The organism is Candidatus Polarisedimenticolia bacterium (genome assembly GCA_036001465.1).
In the GTDB taxonomy this organism is placed as follows: domain Bacteria; phylum Acidobacteriota; class Polarisedimenticolia; order Gp22-AA2; family Gp22-AA2; genus Gp22-AA3.
Map to the genome: position 1 here is coordinate 1 of DASYUH010000012.1, position 16,358 is coordinate 16,358.

The window sequence follows — 16,358 nt, forward strand, 5'->3', positions numbered from 1 at the left end:
GCCGCCCCGCGTCCGAAGCGTGGAGGACGACGACCAGCCCTAAGCCGTGCTCCCGACGTCATGCCCCTGGTGATCGGTGTCCCTATGGACTTTCTACGAATCCGAAGGTCGCAAGTTCGAGTCTTGCTGGGCGCACCACCCCGCCTGTTTCGCACATCCGCGCTCCCGCGCGTCGCACGGTCACTTCTCGTCCCAGAGGTTGATCCGCTCGATGATGTTTTTCTGCCGCTCGATCTCGCTTCGGCTCGATCCCGGGTTCAGCCGGACGGCCTCGGCCTTGTCCACGGCATCGCCGAACGTGTCGTCGAGCACGCGGTCGCCGTTCGTATCCACCAGGTCGTTCAGTGCGACCGCGCCGTTGGCGAAATTGAGCCAGACGGCCAGCAATTGCCGGTCCAGAGAGTCCAGCACGTTGCCGGTTCTCGGCTCGGCGAGGATGGTCGTCGCTTTGTCGAAGCCCGAGGCGTCCCGGACCTCGTTGAAGACCTGGCTCATGTATGCCGCGATGTCGAGATAGCACTGCAGGGTGGTTGCGTCGAAGTCCGACTTGGACGGGACATCGTATTGGCGCTTCCAGTAGCCTGAGGAGCGCGTCTTTCTCGCAGTCCCCACGATGATCACCTTGGCGGTGTCGAGAGCAAGACCACCGTCGTCGTCTTGCGACCGGAAGCCAATCTCATAGAAGCAGGCCTGCGAGAAGGCATGCGATTGCAGGTCGGTCACGTCGCGCGGTTGGATGCTCGGGCTGGGGAACGGGTCCGGGCCCGGCGGGTTGACCGGCGAGAGTGTCATCGCGTCCGGCGCGGGCAATCCGTCGTCCCAGTCCCAGCTCAAGGTCAGATCGTCGCTGCCGGGATCGACCGATCTCCCCGCGAAATCCAGCGGCTGCCCGGCCTGCGTGATGAAGGTCGGCGTTCCGTCGACCAGCACGGAGCCCGCCCGGTCGATCTCGGCCGTGGGATCCACGTTGCGTATCGAGAGCGCGAGAGGCGCGCAGGTGGCCGTGTCGTCGTCCATGGCGCACAGGGTCGCCGTGAAGCTCCCGTTGTCACCGTAGACATGGGTCAGACCGAAGCCGAGCGTGGCGTCGGGCGGCGCGTGCTCGACCAGGCCCAGGACCGGCTCGGCGGGGGTACCGTCACCCCAGTCGACCGTGGCGGTCAGCGGGTCGAGCCAGCCCGGATCCGTCACCAGGCCGCTCAGGTGGACGGGGGAACCCTCGTCCTGCGGCGCGTCGGAGCCCGGAAGGATCGAGGGGGCCACGTTCGTGACCGTGACCGTCGCCGAGGCGATCGCGAATGCGCCTTCCGAGCTCACCTTGACGCGCACGGGGAAGACCCCGTCCTGTCCCACGGCGCCGAACGCGGGGTTCGGCCCCGTGCCGTCGTCGAACTCGCCGTCACCGTCGAGGTCCCACTCGTAGGTGAGCGGGTTGCCGTCCGGCTCGCTCGAGCCGCTCGCGTCGAGAATCAGGCCCGTTCCCTCGGGTGTCACGTAAGGGCCCCCCGCGCTCGCGAGCGGGGATCGGATGTCGATCCGCCACACGCCCCGTCCCAGCGTGCCGAGGTAGAGCTCCACCGTTCCGCTCGCGCTGTGGTGGAAGTGCGCGAACCATGGGCGGGGGATATGGACGACATGCGAGCTTCCGGGATCGAGCGGATCCGTCAGGAGCCCCCAGTCCTGGCCACCGTTGGTGCTGAGGAAGACCCCGGAGTCCCTCCCGCCGGCCACGACGAGGTTGGCGTCGAACCGGTCGAAGGCGACGAGGCTCGGCTGCGGATAGCCGCTGAATCCTCCGAAGGGCGTGGGACCGGTCTCGTTGCGATACCGGAACTGACCGTCCCCGGTCATCATCCGATCGAGGTTGTGGTCCTCGCGCCAGGTGGCGCCGCCGTCATTGGAATAGACCATCCGCGGCCCATGGCTCTGATCGCGGAGGTTCGAGGCATAGAGTCGCATCGGGTTCGTGGGGTCCGCGCCGAAGACCCCAACGCCTCCGGTCATCGTTTCGACGGTGCCGTCGCCGTGAATCACGGAGCCGCCGTCGACGCGCTGCCATGCCTGGTTCGGGTCCGTTCCCACATACTTGTAGAGGCCGTCTCCGACATTGTCGCTCGCACCTCCGTTGCACCCGTTGCCAAGATTCGTCCACTGCCAGCAGGCACCGACTCCCGAACCCAGCTGACGGGCCTGGAGATAGAAGACCGGCGAGGTCGGGTCGCCCGGCGCAACCGAGACCCTGATGCCGCAGGGGTCGGGAGGCGTGCTGCCGGCGCCGATCTGAGTCCACTGGACGGCCGCATTGCCGGCCCCGTCGACCGCCGTGATGTCCTGGGTGATGTAGACTCCCCCGCACTCGCACAGCACCACATACTTCTTGTCGTCGAATCGCGCGACCTGGGGGGCGAAGCGGAATCGGACCAGCCCGTTCCCCCCATTCACGCTCTCGCACGCGGCCGGCAGATTGACGCCGCCGCCGCCCGTGAGGCCCCGACCCTGGAGGTAGAGGCCGTTCAGGTGGTACCCCACGACGCGGCTTGGATCCGCGGCCATGTCCATCGCGTCGCCGCCGTTCCCGAAGCTCGTCGCGTCCGACCAGGTGGCGGGGGGCGTGTTCTGTGCGTCCGTCGCCGCCCACCCGCCGATGTCCTGGGCGCCGAAGTAGAGGTCCACGGTGTCGCCCGGCTGATTCGCTCCGTCCATCCCCCACAGCCAGGCGGCGTGCGGGGACGCGGTCGGCTGTTTGAACGTCGGGCTCTGGCACTCTGTGAGCGACAGCCCGGTCGGATCCTGGTAATAGACGCCGCCATCCGAGGACACGAGGACGGGGCAGGCGTCGATTGAGTCGGTCGGTTTGAATTCGAGATCCCCCATGTCGCCGTGGTAGGTCACGTTGAGGGGGATCTCGAACCAGGCGGAGGGCGCGTCGCAGCGCTGTTGCTTGTAGTTTCCGGGGAGCGGTGGCGTCTGACAGCTCACGCGAAAAATCTCCTCGTCGCCGAACCAGAGGTCGAAGCTCTGAGTGCCGCCTGAATCCGACCGGTCGTTGGTGACGACGAAGGGGATCCGGTTCTTGGGAACGGCGACGCTGCCCGGCGGCCTTCCGGTGCCACCGATCGGATTCCAGCTGGCATTGCCGTTGGCGCCGCCATCATCGGACTCGTAGACGAGGTCCTGTCGGTTCTCGGTGATGAAGATCACGTCCTCCTCGTCCGGGGAGACCGCGATCGAGCACTGGGCCCCCGCGCTCCACCACATCGCCCCGCCGATCCAGCTCTCACCCCCGTCCTCGGAGCGCCAGTGCCCGTCATCACCGCAGAGGTCGATGATCCCCGAGCCCTGCGCCCCCCCGACCTGGACGGTCACGTCCCATACCACCCCCGCCGGGGTCGCCGGGGTTGGATCCCGGAATCTCCAGGTCGCGCCGAAGTCGTTGCTGATGGCCACCCCGCAGTTCGTGCCGATCACCACGGTCCCGGCCGCGTCGGGACGAAGGCCGATGCCGAACGCCGCGGGCTCCTCGAGCGCCTTGGCGGGGGAGCAGCTGAATCCTGCCGGCGCGTTCAGGCCGGGGATCGGGACGGCCGTCGACGGGTGCTTCCACGTCGCCCCTGAATCGTTGCTCACCTGGATGCCCGAGCGGGGCTCGAGACGTCCGTCATAGCGGGACGTCGCGTAGACGATCTGCGGATGGCTTCGGTCGACGGCGACGTCCTGGGCCACGACCGGCACGTGTCCGGGCAGATGGTCCCACGTGCGCCCGCCATCCGTGCTCTTGAACAGCCCTCCCCACTCGGAGGCCGCGTAGAAGACGAGATTCTGAGCCGAGCCGGCGACGCTCGCGAGATTGTTGACCCGCCCTCCCGAGCCGTTGGCGGTCGGGTCGGCCGGGGTCGACGTCTTGTAGCGCTCGGAGTCGTCGGGGTTGATGTCCCTGACGGTCACCCCCGCGAGCACCACGGACGTCATCAACAGGGCGTGCGCCGTCGCGAGGGCGCAGGCTGCACGGCGGACCCTTCTGGCTACGAGTTTCATCACATCCCCCCTGGTTGCCATGTTGGAAGCGGAAGCAGGTGCCTCCCTGCCTGCTCTTACGCAGGAGCACGCCCGAAGGGGTCACACGTCGTCCTGCCGGACGGGAAGACGGGTTACGCTTCCTTGGATGCCTCGCCAGGGCCGCGACTCTCACGGGAGTCGAGCACCTCGCGCACCTTGCGAGCCAGAAGGTCCGCGGTGAAGGGCTTCTGAAGGTAGGCGACACCGGCGTCCAGGACGCCGTGATGCCCGATCACGCCATCCGTGTAGCCGGACATGTAGAGCACGCGGATGCCGGGGTGGATGCCGGCGATCCCCTCGGCCAGCTGCCGTCCGCTCATCTGGGGCATGACGACATCGGTGAGCAGCAGGTGGATGGGATGACCGTGCCGGCGAACGAGGTCGAGCGCCTCACGGCCGCTGCGCGCCTTGAGGACCTTGTAGCCGTTCATCTGCAGCATTTCGCTGGCCAGCAATCGCACGGTGCGATCGTCTTCGACGAGGAGCACCGTTTCTGAGCCGCTCGGGAGCGACGGGGTCGTCTCGCCGACCTTCTCCTGGGTGACCTCCGCATCCACGCGTGGCAGGAAGATCTTGAACGTGGAACCCATCCCGGGCTCGCTGTAGACCCAGATATATCCGTCGCTTTGCTTGACGATTCCATAGACCGTCGCCAGGCCGAGGCCCGTCCCCTTGCCGAGCTGTTTGGTCGTGAAGAACGGCTCGAAGATGCTCGCCTGGGTCGCCTTGTCCATGCCGCTGCCGGTATCGCTCACGGCGAGCATGACGTACTTCCCCGGGCGCGTGGGAACGTGCTTCTTGGCGAAGGTCTCGTCGAGGTCGGCGTTCGACGTCTCGACCACGACCCGGCCGCCGCGTGGCATCGAGTCGCGCGCATTCACCACGAGGTTCATGATGACCTGCTCGATCTGGCTCGCGTCCGCCTCGACGTGTCCCAGGTCCGGCTGCAGCGCCGGGTTCAGCTCGATGGTCTCCCCGATCAGGCGTCGAAGCATGGGAACCAGCGTGGTCACGCTGACGTTCAGGTCGAGCACCTGAGGCTTCAAGACCTGCCGGCGGCTGTAGGCGAGAAGCTGGCGGGTGAGTCCCGCCGCCCGCTCCCCGGCCGTGCGGATTTCCTCGATGCCTTTCCGGGTAGGCGCCTCCTCGGGGAGACGTCGGATGAGGATATCGCAGTGTCCGAGAATCGCCGTGAGCAGGTTGTTGAAGTCGTGCGCCAGGCCGCTCGCGAGCCTGCCGATCGTCTCCATCCGCTGAGCCAACCGGACCTGCTCGGCGCGCGTGATTCCGATCGACGGGTTGAGGCCTGCGCGTGCTCGCCGTTTCGGCGGGGTCCTCCTGGTCATGACCGTCACCCCGCGGTCATGACCATCGGGCACGTGCGTCGATCCCCGGCGGCGCGGCGCGGAGAACACGGGCTGGGGCCGGCGACACGGTCCCGCGCGTTCACCACCTCTGCGGTCCTCTTGCTCCAGCGCCTCCGTCACGCACGAAGCCGCCCGCGCTCGACCGCGAGGAGCGTGGGGAGATGCCGACCCCGAAACGTTCGTGCCTCATCGTGCGCCCGTCGATCACCCCGTCGACCGTGTCCTTCCGCGCGCGCTTCAGCCCTGGGAAGGCGGCCAGGAGCAAGTTTTAGTCTGCCGGGCGCCGCAAAGTCATCCGTGGTTTTGACCAATCTACGTACGTGGAAACCGCCGCCTACGTCGCATCCGTGTTACCACGCACGGTGGTCAGGGTCCACCCCCGATGCCTTCCCGAGCGCGCGAGAGGACAATACCCTGAACCTTTGTGGAGGAAAGCCGATGCAGGTTACAGCTCTCGCCGAAGCACTGAATGGCTCTCGCCAGAGTGATGGGTCCATCTCGCTTCACGATCTCGAGGTCCGGCTGTCCCGCGCCGGGCTCGAGGAGTTTGTTCGCGCCGTTGCTTCCCTGGCCCAAGGCGTGAGACTCCAGAGGCAGGGCGTCCCCAAGGACAAGGAACACCCCTGGTTCTGACATCATGTTAGAGCCGCTGCGTGAGCAGATCCAGGAGGTCATCGCGACGCGGATGGCGGCGCCGATCCGTGCGGATCTGCTGAAGCTGCTCGGACGGCCGGGATTCGCTCTCCACCCGGACGGATCGTGCCAGGCCGGTACGCTGGCCCTCAGGGTGCACCAAGCGGTCACTCGTGAGCCCCCGGGAAGGAGTGCGCTTCTCGCCGCTGCCGCGGTGGAGCTTCAGATGAATGCCGCGTACGTCTTCGACGAGGTGGCCGACGCGGCCGGCGGGACACGAGGCGAGGACCTTGGCCTCGCGATCGCCCTGCTCACGGCGGGAGCCGCGACGGCGATGGAGGCGGCAGCCGACACTCCCGGCCGATCGGCCGCGCTGGATCATTTTTGCAGGGCGTACAGTGAAGCATGTGCCGGACAGTCCCTGGACGCGGGGCTGCAGGGACGCGGCAGGGCAACGCTCGAGGAGGCTCTCCAGATGACGAGCCTGAAGGCCGGCGGTCTTGGGAAGTTCGTCACCGGCTTCGTGGCTCGCGTTGCCGGGGCGGATGGGGAGGGGGTCGCCCTCCTCGAGCGGTTTGGCTATCACACGTTCACGCTGGCGCAGCTCGTCGACGATCTGCGCGATGCGTGCGCTCCGGGCCGTTCCTCCGACCTGGCGCAGCGGAAGGCCACCCTGCCGGTGGTCTTCTACGGCCAGGGAATTGACTCTCCCGTGCCGGTGGATGGTATTCTATCTCAAGACATTTGTGACACTTACGAGTCCTCGGGCGCCCGGCTGTACGTGTCGATACTCGCCCATGCGTACATGAGTCGGGCCGAAGAGGACCTGACATTGCTGGCGCGGCGGGGATATGCGGTCGGGGGACTCGTCGGCTTTCTCGAGAGCGTGGACTCGGGCGCTGGGGAGGTTCTCAGCGCCGTACGGAGCAGTCTGGTCGCCTGACGGGTCACGGCTGGGAGCGTCCGCAATCCTCCTTGCCTATTCTCTGGTTGTCGTCCTTGCGAACTTTGCGATCCAGAGTCCGGGCGAGCTCGGTCTCAGACTGGGGCAGTGTGGGAATGATGTCTGCGTCGCCTGGGTCATGCCGGCCGGACACGCGTGGCACGATGGTGCGCGCCCAGGCATGCGCGTCGTCTCGCTGAACGGTCGGGACGCACGTGCCGCCGTCCGCCTCCATCCGTTGAGGGAGGCCGAGTTGCTTTCCCCGCACGGCCAGAGCTTTCTGGCGCACGCGACGGCCGGGACCATTGCCGCACCCTGGGCGAGGACCTCCCTCTGGCTGACCGGAGCCCTCTTTGTTCTCCTCGGTGCGGTCGTCCTGGTGCGGCGCCCGGATACACCGGTCGCCCGGCTGTTCGCCCTCTTCACCGGGCTCACGGGGGTTGCGCTCGGAGTGGCGCCAGCGGCCGGCGGCCCCCATTCCCCGTGGTCGCTCGTCGTTCAGTTCCTGAGCCTCCTGGGTCTGGCGGCATCCCTGCCCGCGTTCACTACAGCCTTCGTGGGCGATTGGAGCGGATCCCGGACCGCCCTCCGGCTCTCCTGGCTGGCCGGAGGCATCGTACTCGGCGGCTACCTGGTCTCGCTTTTCATCCATCCCTCCTTCTACAGCCAGGTGCGGGTCGCATTCGCCCTGTACTTCGTGGGGAGCGTGCTCACGGCCCTGATCGTGCTGGCACGGAGAGTCGCGGTCCCGGACACTCCACGCTCCGTCCGAGACGCCCGACTTGCACTGACCGGCATCGCTTGCGGCACGCTGCCCTTCGTCGGGCTCACCCTGATTCCGCAAAGCGCCGTGCACCACGATCTCGTGCCCGCTCGCGTCACCGCGGTGCTGTTGGGCGTCATCCCCCTGACCTTCGCCTATGCGATCCTCCGCCACCAGGTTCTCGGCATCCGCCGTCTCGTGCACCGCGGCATGGTCTATGGCATCACGACGGTCGTCACGCTGGCTGTCGTGTTCCTCCTCGTCGTCGCGATCGACTCCCGGGTCGATGGGTCTCTGCGTGCGACCTATCCCGCATCGGTCACCGCGGCGCTCCTGGCGCTCGCGGCTCTCCTCGTTCACGTCCTGTCTCGCGGCGTGCGGGCCCTGGTCGATCGATTCTTCTATCGCGACAAGGTCGACTCGGGGACCCTGCTGGCGGCGATGCGCTATGACCTTCTCGGCAGCGCGCATGTCGAGGAAGTGGTCGCAGCCATGGTGAAGAAGATCAAGGAGTCGCTGCGGCTCGAGGCCGTCAGCCTGTTCCTGGGAACCACCGTCGAGACGATGCGGGTGGCCGCGTCCGCCGGGCCGCGCGCCGACGAGAGCATCACCTTCGTGCGGCGGCGGCTTCTCGAGATGGATCTCGGCGAGCGCGGAGTGTCCGAGATGCGGTGGAACTCCGACATGCTGCTCATCGCCCGACTCGAGGCCGGGAGTCACCTGCTGGGGTTCCTGGTACTCGGGCCGAAGGAGCGAGGCGAGATTTTCCTCCACGAGGAGCGGCGCCTCGTCGAGACCGTTACCCCAATCCTCGCGCTCGCGATCCGCGAAACGAGCCTCCTTGCGGAGCTGCGCGAGGTCAGCGAGCGCCTGACGAACGCGCAGGAGGCCGAGCGCGGGCGCATCGCGCGCGACCTCCATGACGGACCGCTTCAGAAGGCGATCCTGCTCGGCGGCGTCGCCGATGTGGCCCTCCGGGACAGGAACGGCGTGGCCCGCGAGCTCGCCGCGGAACTGCGCGAGCTGTGCGCCCGCCTCCGGCCGGCCATCCTCGACGACCTGGGGCTCGTCCCGGCCCTCGAGTGGCTGCTGGAACAGACCGCCCAGGGGTTCACCGTGACGCCACGCTTGACGCTCCGCGGCATGACCGAGGACGACCGCCTGGCGCCCAACGCCGAGCTGGCCCTCTTCCGCGTCACCCAGGAGGCCGTGAGCAATGCGCTCAAGCACGGTCACGCCCGGTCGATCCACGTCTCGTTGACGAAGACGACCCACGGTGTCGATCTCTCCGTGACCGATGACGGCAGCGGCGCCGCGATGGCCGGCAACCTGATGCGCGGCCTCGGCATCCCGGGAATGCGCGAGCGCCTTCGGCAGGTCGGAGGGAGCGTCTCGATCGAGTCGGACGGCATGACGGGGACCATGGTCTCGGCCCACATCCCGTACGTCGTTCACGGTGAGCAATGAATTCACCGATCAAGATCCTGCTGGTCGATGATCACCGCATGTTCCGCGAGGGAATCCGGAACCGCCTGGCCCGCTACAGCCGGTTCAAGGTCATGGGTGAAGCCGCCAGCGCCGAGGAGGCGATCAAGATCATGCAGCAGGCTGCCCCCTCCATCGTGATTCTCGACATTCGGATTCAGGGGCCCTCCGGGATCGATCTGGCCCGGCGCCTGCGCCGCGAGTGGCCGGAGGTCAAGATCCTCGTCCTCAGCGGCTACGACTTCGACCAGTACGTCCGCGCCCTCGCCCGCATCGGGATCCATGGCTATCTGCTGAAGGACTGCCCCCAGGAAGACCTCATCGCGGCCCTCGACGAGATCGCCCGGGGCGGCGTCATCCTGCCGCCACGCATCGCGTCGAAGATCATGCGCAGCTACGCCTCGGACTCGGCGAGCGAGAGCCGCAACCCGACATGGGACCTGACCGTCCGGGAGATCGAAGTCCTGGAGTGCCTTCACGAGGGCCTCCGAAATGCCGACATCGCCTCCCGCCTGGACATCTCCCCGCGCACGGTCGAGACGCACGTGAGCAGCATCATCTCGAAGCTCGGCGCGCGCACCAGGAGCGAGGCGGTGCGCCGGGCCGTCCAGGGAAGCCTCATCCGCTAGCAGTGTTTCCGACCAGGGTCTGGCGCAATCCGTGCCGGTGAGCGTAGACTCTTCCCTCTCGACCCGACACGCGGTCACGTCCAGGAGGTGGATGAAAGCCATGCGCGCTCAAGCCCTGATGGTCCCCGCCGTCGCTCTCGCCTTCGGTTTGGCCAGCGGCCTCCTGGCCGCGGCCGCTCCCGCGCCGGCGCAGAAGGCGCCGAAGACGAAGGCCGCCCCGGCCGATCCGGTGAAGACCGGCCTCCTGCTGTTCAACGACACGTCCCTCTCGGGAACCGGCAAGTACGCCTGCGCTTCCTGCCACCCGCGGGGCGGCCACACGGACAACAAGACGTACGTGGGGGTCGACGTGGTGAAGGACGGGACACCCGAGGGGCGGAGCGTGCCGTCTCTCTACGGCGTCAAGGACACGGCCCCTTACAGCTGGGCCGGCGGGAAGACGCTCGAGGAGAACATCAAGGGGATCATCATGAACCGGATGAAGGGGAAGGAGCCGACCAAGAATCAGCTGACGAGCCTGGTCGCCTACCTCGATTCGCTCGAGTTCGCGAACAACCCCAACCTGAATCCGGACGGGTCGGCGAGCGACGCGGCCCCCGCCGCCGCGAAGCGCGGCTACCAGGTCTTCCTGAAGGCGTCGTGCAACGCCTGCCACGTCCCGCCGGTGTTCGCCAAGCCGGACAACGAAGACATCGGCAGCGGCGGCACCTTCAACGTCCCGTCGCTGCGCGGCGTGTCCACCACCGCGCCGTACTTCCACGACGGGCGCTACCCGACTCTGCGCGCGCTCATCCCGGCGAAGCTGAAATATCTCGAAGACCTGGGATCGACCGAGAAGATCGGCCCCGACGAGGTCGAGGACCTGCTGGTCTACCTGGGCGCTCTCTAGGCCCTGGGCATCGCACTTCTCACAGCCTGCAATTCTGCCGGCGGCCGCCGGTGGTGGCGCCGCGACCCCCTTTTGGTAAGCTGTGCCTGCCGATGGGCTCCGAATCGATCGCCGTCTTTGTCTTGTTCGTGCTCGGGCTGGCGCCCCTGCCGATCCTGGCGCGCCGCGCGCCTTCCCGGCGTGAGGCGTGGATCCTGGTCGCGTGCGGCATCGGCGTGGCGATCGCGGTGCTGGGCGTGCGGCAGCAGGCGCGCGTAAAAAAGATGGCGGCCGCTGTCCCCGCCGGCATCCCTGCGGAAGTCCACCAGGAAGGCTACGTCTCCTCGCAGGCCTGCCGCGCCTGTCATCCGCAGCAATACGACACCTGGCGCGCCTCCTTCCATCGCACCATGACCCGGATCGCCACGCCCGAATATGTGAAGGGGGACTTCAACCATCGGACCGTGACGGCGAAGGGGCTGACGTACCAGCTCGACCGGCGCGGCGAGGAGTTCTGGGTCGAGACCGAGGAGTTCTGGAACCCGCCTCCGGCCGGGGCGCGGCCGCAGCGGGTCCGGCGCCGGATCGCTCTGGTCACCGGCTCCCATCACATGCAGGTGTACTGGTTCGCCTCGGGCGAGGGGCGGAAGCTTGAGCAGCTCCCCCTCGTCTACCTGTTCGAGGCGCAGCGCTGGATCCCGCGCGACGCCGCCTTCCTCAAGCCGCCCGTGGCGGGCGTCCGGGTCGAAACCGGCCGCTGGAACGACACCTGCATCTCCTGCCACGCCACGCGCGGACAGCCGCGGCTGCTCGACGACGGGGCGATCGACTCGCGCGTCTCCGAGTTCGGCATCGCCTGCGAGGCCTGCCACGGTCCCGGCGAGGCCCACGTGCGCGACAACCAGTCTCCGTGGCGCCGCTACGCGCATCACCGGCGCGGCGGCAGGCAGGAGACCATCACCCAGCCGGCGCGGCTCGACGCCCGGCTCTCGTCCCAGGTCTGCGGCCAGTGCCATTTCGTCGCGGCGATGCGCGGCGCGGACTTCGCGCGCTGGAAGATCGACGGCTCCCCCTACCGTCCCGGAGGCGAGCTCGACCTGTCCTATCCGCCGGTGCAGTTCAGCCGCCCGGAGACGGTCACCTACCTGAAAGAGCATCTCCCGGACTTCCTGCCGAAGCGCTTCTGGTCCGACGGCATGGTCCGGGTGGCGGGCCGCGAGCACAACGGCCTGATCGAATCCCCCTGTTTCGCCCGGGGGCGCGGAGCGCGGCAGCTGGCCTGCCTGTCGTGCCACACGATGCATCAGTCGGAGCGTGACGGGCGGCGGCGCGCGGAGTGGACCGACGATCAGCTGGTCGAGGGCATGGACGGCGACCGCGCCTGTCTCCAGTGCCACGCGGAGCAGGTCAGGGAGATCCCCGCGCACACGCATCACGCGGCCGGCTCGGCCGGCAGCCGGTGCTACAACTGCCACATGCCGTACACGACGTACGGCCTGCTCAAGGCGATCCGCAGCCACCAGGTCAGCAGCCCGACGGCGCAGGAGAGCCTGGCCACGGGGCGGCCCAATGCGTGCAACCAGTGCCACCTGGATCGCACGCTCGAGTGGACGGCGGGGCATCTGAACCGGTGGTATGGCACCGACCGGCCGCGGCTCGGCGACGAGGAGCGGAGGGTGGCCGCCGGCGTGTTGTGGACGCTGAAGGGGGACGCGGGGCAGCGGGCGCTGATGGCGTGGTCGATGGGATGGGAGCCGGCCCGCGCCGCCGCGGGCAGCGACTGGCAGGCAGCCTACCTGGCGCCGCTTCTGAACGACCCGTACGACGCGGTGCGTTACATCGCGCAGCGGTCGCTGCGCAGGCTGCCTGGATTCGACCGCCTGGACTACGACTTCGCGGGGCCGGCGGAGAGGCGGCAGGCGGCCGCGCAGAGAGTGATGGCACAGTGGCGGCTGGACCCGCGTTCCGGCCAGGGGCGCGAGGCCCTGCTGCTGCATCCGGACGGCCGGCTCGATCTGGGTGCCTTCCTGCGGCTGCTCGGCCGGCGGGAAGACCGTGCGATCGAGCTGGTCGAGTAGGATGGGGATCATGACTCGGGACGAGGAAGCCCCGGAGCTGCACCGCGCCGTCCGCCGGCACCTGGCGGCGGGATGGCTGGCCGTTCTGCTGTTCCTGACGCTGGGCGCCGTGCTCGAGATGCTGCACGGCTACAAGGTCGGCTGGTACCTCGACGTCGGCAACTCGGCGCGCCGCCTCATGTGGACGCTGGCGCACGCGCACGGAACGCTCCTGGGGATGCTGAACATCCTGTTCGCCCTGACGGTGCGGCACCTTTCGTGGGCGGGCGGAAGCCAGCGCGTCGCGTCCGCCGCGCTGCTCGGCGCGACCGTGTTGCTTCCGGGCGGGTTCTTCCTCGGCGGGATCGTCATCTACGCCGGCGATCCCGGTCTCGGCATCCTGCTCGTCCCGGTCGGCGGGCTGGGGCTCCTGCTGGCCGTGGCGCTCACGGCAGCGGCCGTCATGCAGGCACCCCGCCCGGAGCGCGCCTCACCCCCTGCTCGGACCGGCTCCTAGCTAGAACTGGCCCCAGAGGTACTGGTTGGTCACCTCGTGGTGGAACTGGATCTCGCTGCGCTTGATGATCGCACCGAGCGCCTTGGCGCACCGTTCGGCCGACGCGAGCTTCAGCTCCGCGTACTTCTCGTGCACCTGCTCGCCCAGCAGATCCCGGGCGAACTGGCTCCCCTTGAACATGCGGATGGAGTCGTGGATGTTGTCGGGGAGGAAGCGGGTCCGGGGGCGCTTGCCATCGTTGTCGTCGCCGCTCTCCGGCCCCTCCAGCCCGGTGCGGAAGAGCGCGTAGATGGCGAGGTAGGGGTTGGCGTCGGGGGCGATCGATCGCACCTCGATCCGCGCGGTGCGCTCGTTGCCGATCGGGATGCGAACCATGGAGCCGCGGTCCGAGGCCGAGACTTTGATCTGGTTCGGGGCCTCGAAGTGCGGGTCGAGCCGGCGGTACGAATTCACGCTGGAATTGAGGATGAGACAGATGTCGTTGGCGTTCGCCAGGATCCGGTTGATGAAGTCCCAGGCGAAGGTGCTCAGCCCATCCTGGCCCTTCTTGTCGTGGAAGATGTTCTTGCCGTTCTTGGCGATCGACATGTTGGTGTGGCAGCCGTTGCCGTTCACGTCCGCCACCGGCTTCGGCAGGAAGGACGCGGTCAGGTCCATCTGCGCAGCGACCTGGCGGGCGATGAGCTTGTAGAGCTGCACCTGGTCGGCGGCCACCGTGGCCTCGGTGTAGCCGTAGTTCATCTCGAACTGCGACGGGGCCACCTCCGGGTGGTCCTTCTCGTTCGCGAACCCGAGCGCCCGCTGCACCTCGGCCGACGTATCGATGAACTTGCGCAGCGTGTCGCCGGGCAGCGAATGGTAGTACCCGCCCGTCGAGACGTATTCGAACTGGCCGGTCTCGAAGTAGCGCCGCTCGGCGTCCCGCCCCTTGAAGATGAAGCCCTCGATCTCGTTCGCCACGTTGGCGACCATGTCCTTCTTGCGCAGATCGGCCGCGAACGCCTTGAGCCGGGCGCGCAGGTCCGCGGTGTACGGCTTTCCGTCCTGGTCGCAGACGTCCCCGAACGCCAGGACCTTGCCCGGGCCGAACACGTCGGCGGGCAGCATGTAGAACGCCGGCCAGTCGATCCGGAGACGCAGGTCGGACTCCGCCTGTCGTGAGAAGCCGCGGATGGACGAGCCGTCGAAGGTCAGGTTGTCGGCGGACCCGAGCAGGAACTTCTTGTCGTAGTCCAGCATGTGGAAGCGCCCTTCGAGGTCCGTGAAGCAGACGCTCACCGCCTTGATCTGCCTCTCGTCCGTCAGGTACTTCATCCGGGCCTCGCGGATCCTGCCCGGATCCTTGCCGGACACGCGGTCGGCCTTGGCCTGGAGGTTCAGCTCCTCCAGCTGGTCGTAGGGGATTTCGAGAAATGAGCGCAGCGGCGTGTTCATGCTCCTCCTTCGCGTGCGCCGACCGGCTGCGGGGGGATCCCGCGTGGGCCAGCTCGAGTCACGTAGAAATGCTTAATATCACACTATTTGAACTAAATACCACCATTATTATATTAAATTCAATTTCTTTAACGTTAAACCTAGTCCATGGCACACGGGGGCGGTGGGGGCCGATCGACTTGACCCCTTTCCTCAGCAGCGCGCCGTACGCGCAGGATCGTCCATCCCCTGCGGACCAAACTGCCCGTGAGGGAGGGGGTGCGGGAGGGGCTCAGCCGCGAGGGGTGAAGACCGGCCAGGCGATCAGCGGAAGTCGGCCCGCCTGATCCATCCCGGCCACTGTATGAAGTCGCCGTTGGAGAAGACGATGTCGCAGTTCGGCGACTCCGTCGGGCCGACCTTCCCCAGGTCGTCGTACTGTCCGTCGCTGGCGTAGGAGACCAGGATGTACTCCTTCCCTTCCTTGTCGGTGTGGTACTGGAAGGGGGTACCCCAGGCGTCGGTCAGGCGGACGTCCTTGAGACTGCCGGGCGGGAGCTTGGTGACCAGGCAGCGGTCCAGATTGTTGTAGTCGGAGCAGACCGGGTAGCGCGGCCCTTCCTCTTTCGCGTGCTGCTTGGCGTAGGCCTCGATCACGGCGCCGACCTTCTTCAGGTCACGCATCGTCCGGTTCTGGTTGCCGAAGGCGAACGGGTCGCCGAGTCCCAGCGCGTTGGCCTGCTGCTGGGTCATCGACTCCCCCATCACTCCGGTCAGCATCAGCATCCGGATGAACGTCTTGGCAGCCGGGTCGGCAGCCACCTTGCTGGCGACGATGGCCTTGCCGCGGTCCTGTTCCATGATCCGGGCGACCAGGTCTCCGGCCGCGGATTCATCCTTGAGGATCCGGTCGATCACCGCCGCCCGGTCCCCGGGCGGGCCGATCAGCCGGTCGATGACCTCCGCGCGCATGGCGGGATTGCTGACCAGCGCCTCGATGATCTCCTTGCGCTTGGCGCCGTCCGCCAGGAGGGTGGCCGGCTTTCTGAAACAGGCTGGCAGGACTAGGGCGGCTGCGATCAGGGTTCCCAGGGCGAGCTGGCGACGTGTCATCTTCGACCTCCTGAGGCAATTTAGGTCCTGATTCGGCGAGATCAAGCGGACCTGTTTCGCCATGCGAGAGGGGGCGCTGTGCGGATGCCCCTGGGGTCCGCTGTGCCGATGCACCAGTGGACGATCGTCCGTTGCGGTCACGCCGGCATTCCGACAGTACAGTTTCGTCATTGCAAGGAGGGTCGGCCCGGCCCTTTCTTGAACTGGCCCCCTGAGGCCTACTCGCACCGGCCGCCTGAGGGGCCGGGGCCGGGCCGACACCGTAACTGGAACACAACGGGGTCCCGTGCTCGAGGCTCACCGAAGTCGGCAGCGGCAGTCCAAACGGGCAGTTCCCTCCACGCTACAGTCAGACCCCCCACCCGGGCACGGGCCCCCCGGCCTGCCGGCCGGCGGAGCCGGGCCGGCGCCGGAGTTTTCGTCGCTTCTGGTGTCCCGCCCGCGCCGGGTCGCCCCGATTCTTCAGCGCGCATGGGGGATCGCCTTGGCGATCGGTCTCTACGGCGGCGCGCTC

10 protein-coding genes are annotated in these 16,358 nt (G+C 67.7%); 6 read left to right on the forward strand and 4 right to left on the reverse strand.

The features are described 5' to 3' along the window. Positions 1–180: 180 nt before the first annotated feature. Positions 181–4,035, reverse strand: coding sequence for a PKD domain-containing protein (locus VGV60_02225; GenBank protein HEV8700070.1), 3,855 nt, complete (start codon positions 4,033–4,035; stop codon positions 181–183). 113 nt (positions 4,036–4,148) lie between these two features. After that, positions 4,149–5,318: an ATP-binding protein gene (locus VGV60_02230; GenBank protein ID HEV8700071.1), complete on the reverse strand. Its 1,170-nt coding sequence runs from the start codon at positions 5,316–5,318 to the stop codon at positions 4,149–4,151. Between the two features lie 742 nt (positions 5,319–6,060). Between VGV60_02230 and VGV60_02235 the strand changes: the two genes are divergently transcribed. From VGV60_02235 to VGV60_02260, 6 genes are all read left to right on the forward strand, one after another. Further along, a complete protein-coding gene (locus tag VGV60_02235; GenBank protein ID HEV8700072.1) occupies positions 6,061–6,999 on the forward strand; it encodes a class 1 isoprenoid biosynthesis enzyme in 939 nt (312 codons plus the stop codon). 253 nt (positions 7,000–7,252) lie between these two features. Further along, complete coding sequence (locus VGV60_02240; protein ID HEV8700073.1) at positions 7,253–9,229, forward strand: sensor histidine kinase; 1,977 nt, start codon at positions 7,253–7,255, stop codon at positions 9,227–9,229. Beyond that, positions 9,226–9,876 (forward strand): response regulator transcription factor, encoded by a 651-nt coding sequence (locus tag VGV60_02245; protein ID HEV8700074.1) that lies wholly within the window; start codon positions 9,226–9,228, stop codon positions 9,874–9,876. Before VGV60_02240 ends, VGV60_02245 begins: the two co-directional genes overlap by 4 nt. 100 nt (positions 9,877–9,976) lie before the next feature. Further along, on the forward strand, positions 9,977–10,765 hold the full coding sequence (locus VGV60_02250) for a cytochrome c peroxidase (protein HEV8700075.1): 789 nt from the start codon (positions 9,977–9,979) through the stop codon (positions 10,763–10,765). A 53-nt stretch (positions 10,766–10,818) separates the two neighbouring features. Next, positions 10,819–12,822, forward strand: a complete 2,004-nt coding sequence (locus tag VGV60_02255; protein HEV8700076.1) for an ammonia-forming cytochrome c nitrite reductase subunit c552 — start codon at positions 10,819–10,821, stop codon at positions 12,820–12,822. A gap of 10 nt (positions 12,823–12,832) precedes the next feature. Continuing rightward, entirely contained in the window at positions 12,833–13,318 is a 486-nt protein-coding gene (locus VGV60_02260) for a hypothetical protein (GenBank protein ID HEV8700077.1), read from the forward strand. On the opposite strand, the gene VGV60_02265 is transcribed toward VGV60_02260, so the two are convergent. Then, positions 13,319–14,752 (reverse strand): glutamine synthetase family protein, encoded by a 1,434-nt coding sequence (locus VGV60_02265; protein HEV8700078.1) that lies wholly within the window; start codon positions 14,750–14,752, stop codon positions 13,319–13,321. A 303-nt stretch (positions 14,753–15,055) separates the two neighbouring features. Then, a complete protein-coding gene (locus tag VGV60_02270) occupies positions 15,056–15,844 on the reverse strand; it encodes a hypothetical protein (GenBank protein ID HEV8700079.1) in 789 nt (262 codons plus the stop codon). Positions 15,845–16,358: the final 514 nt, after the last annotated feature.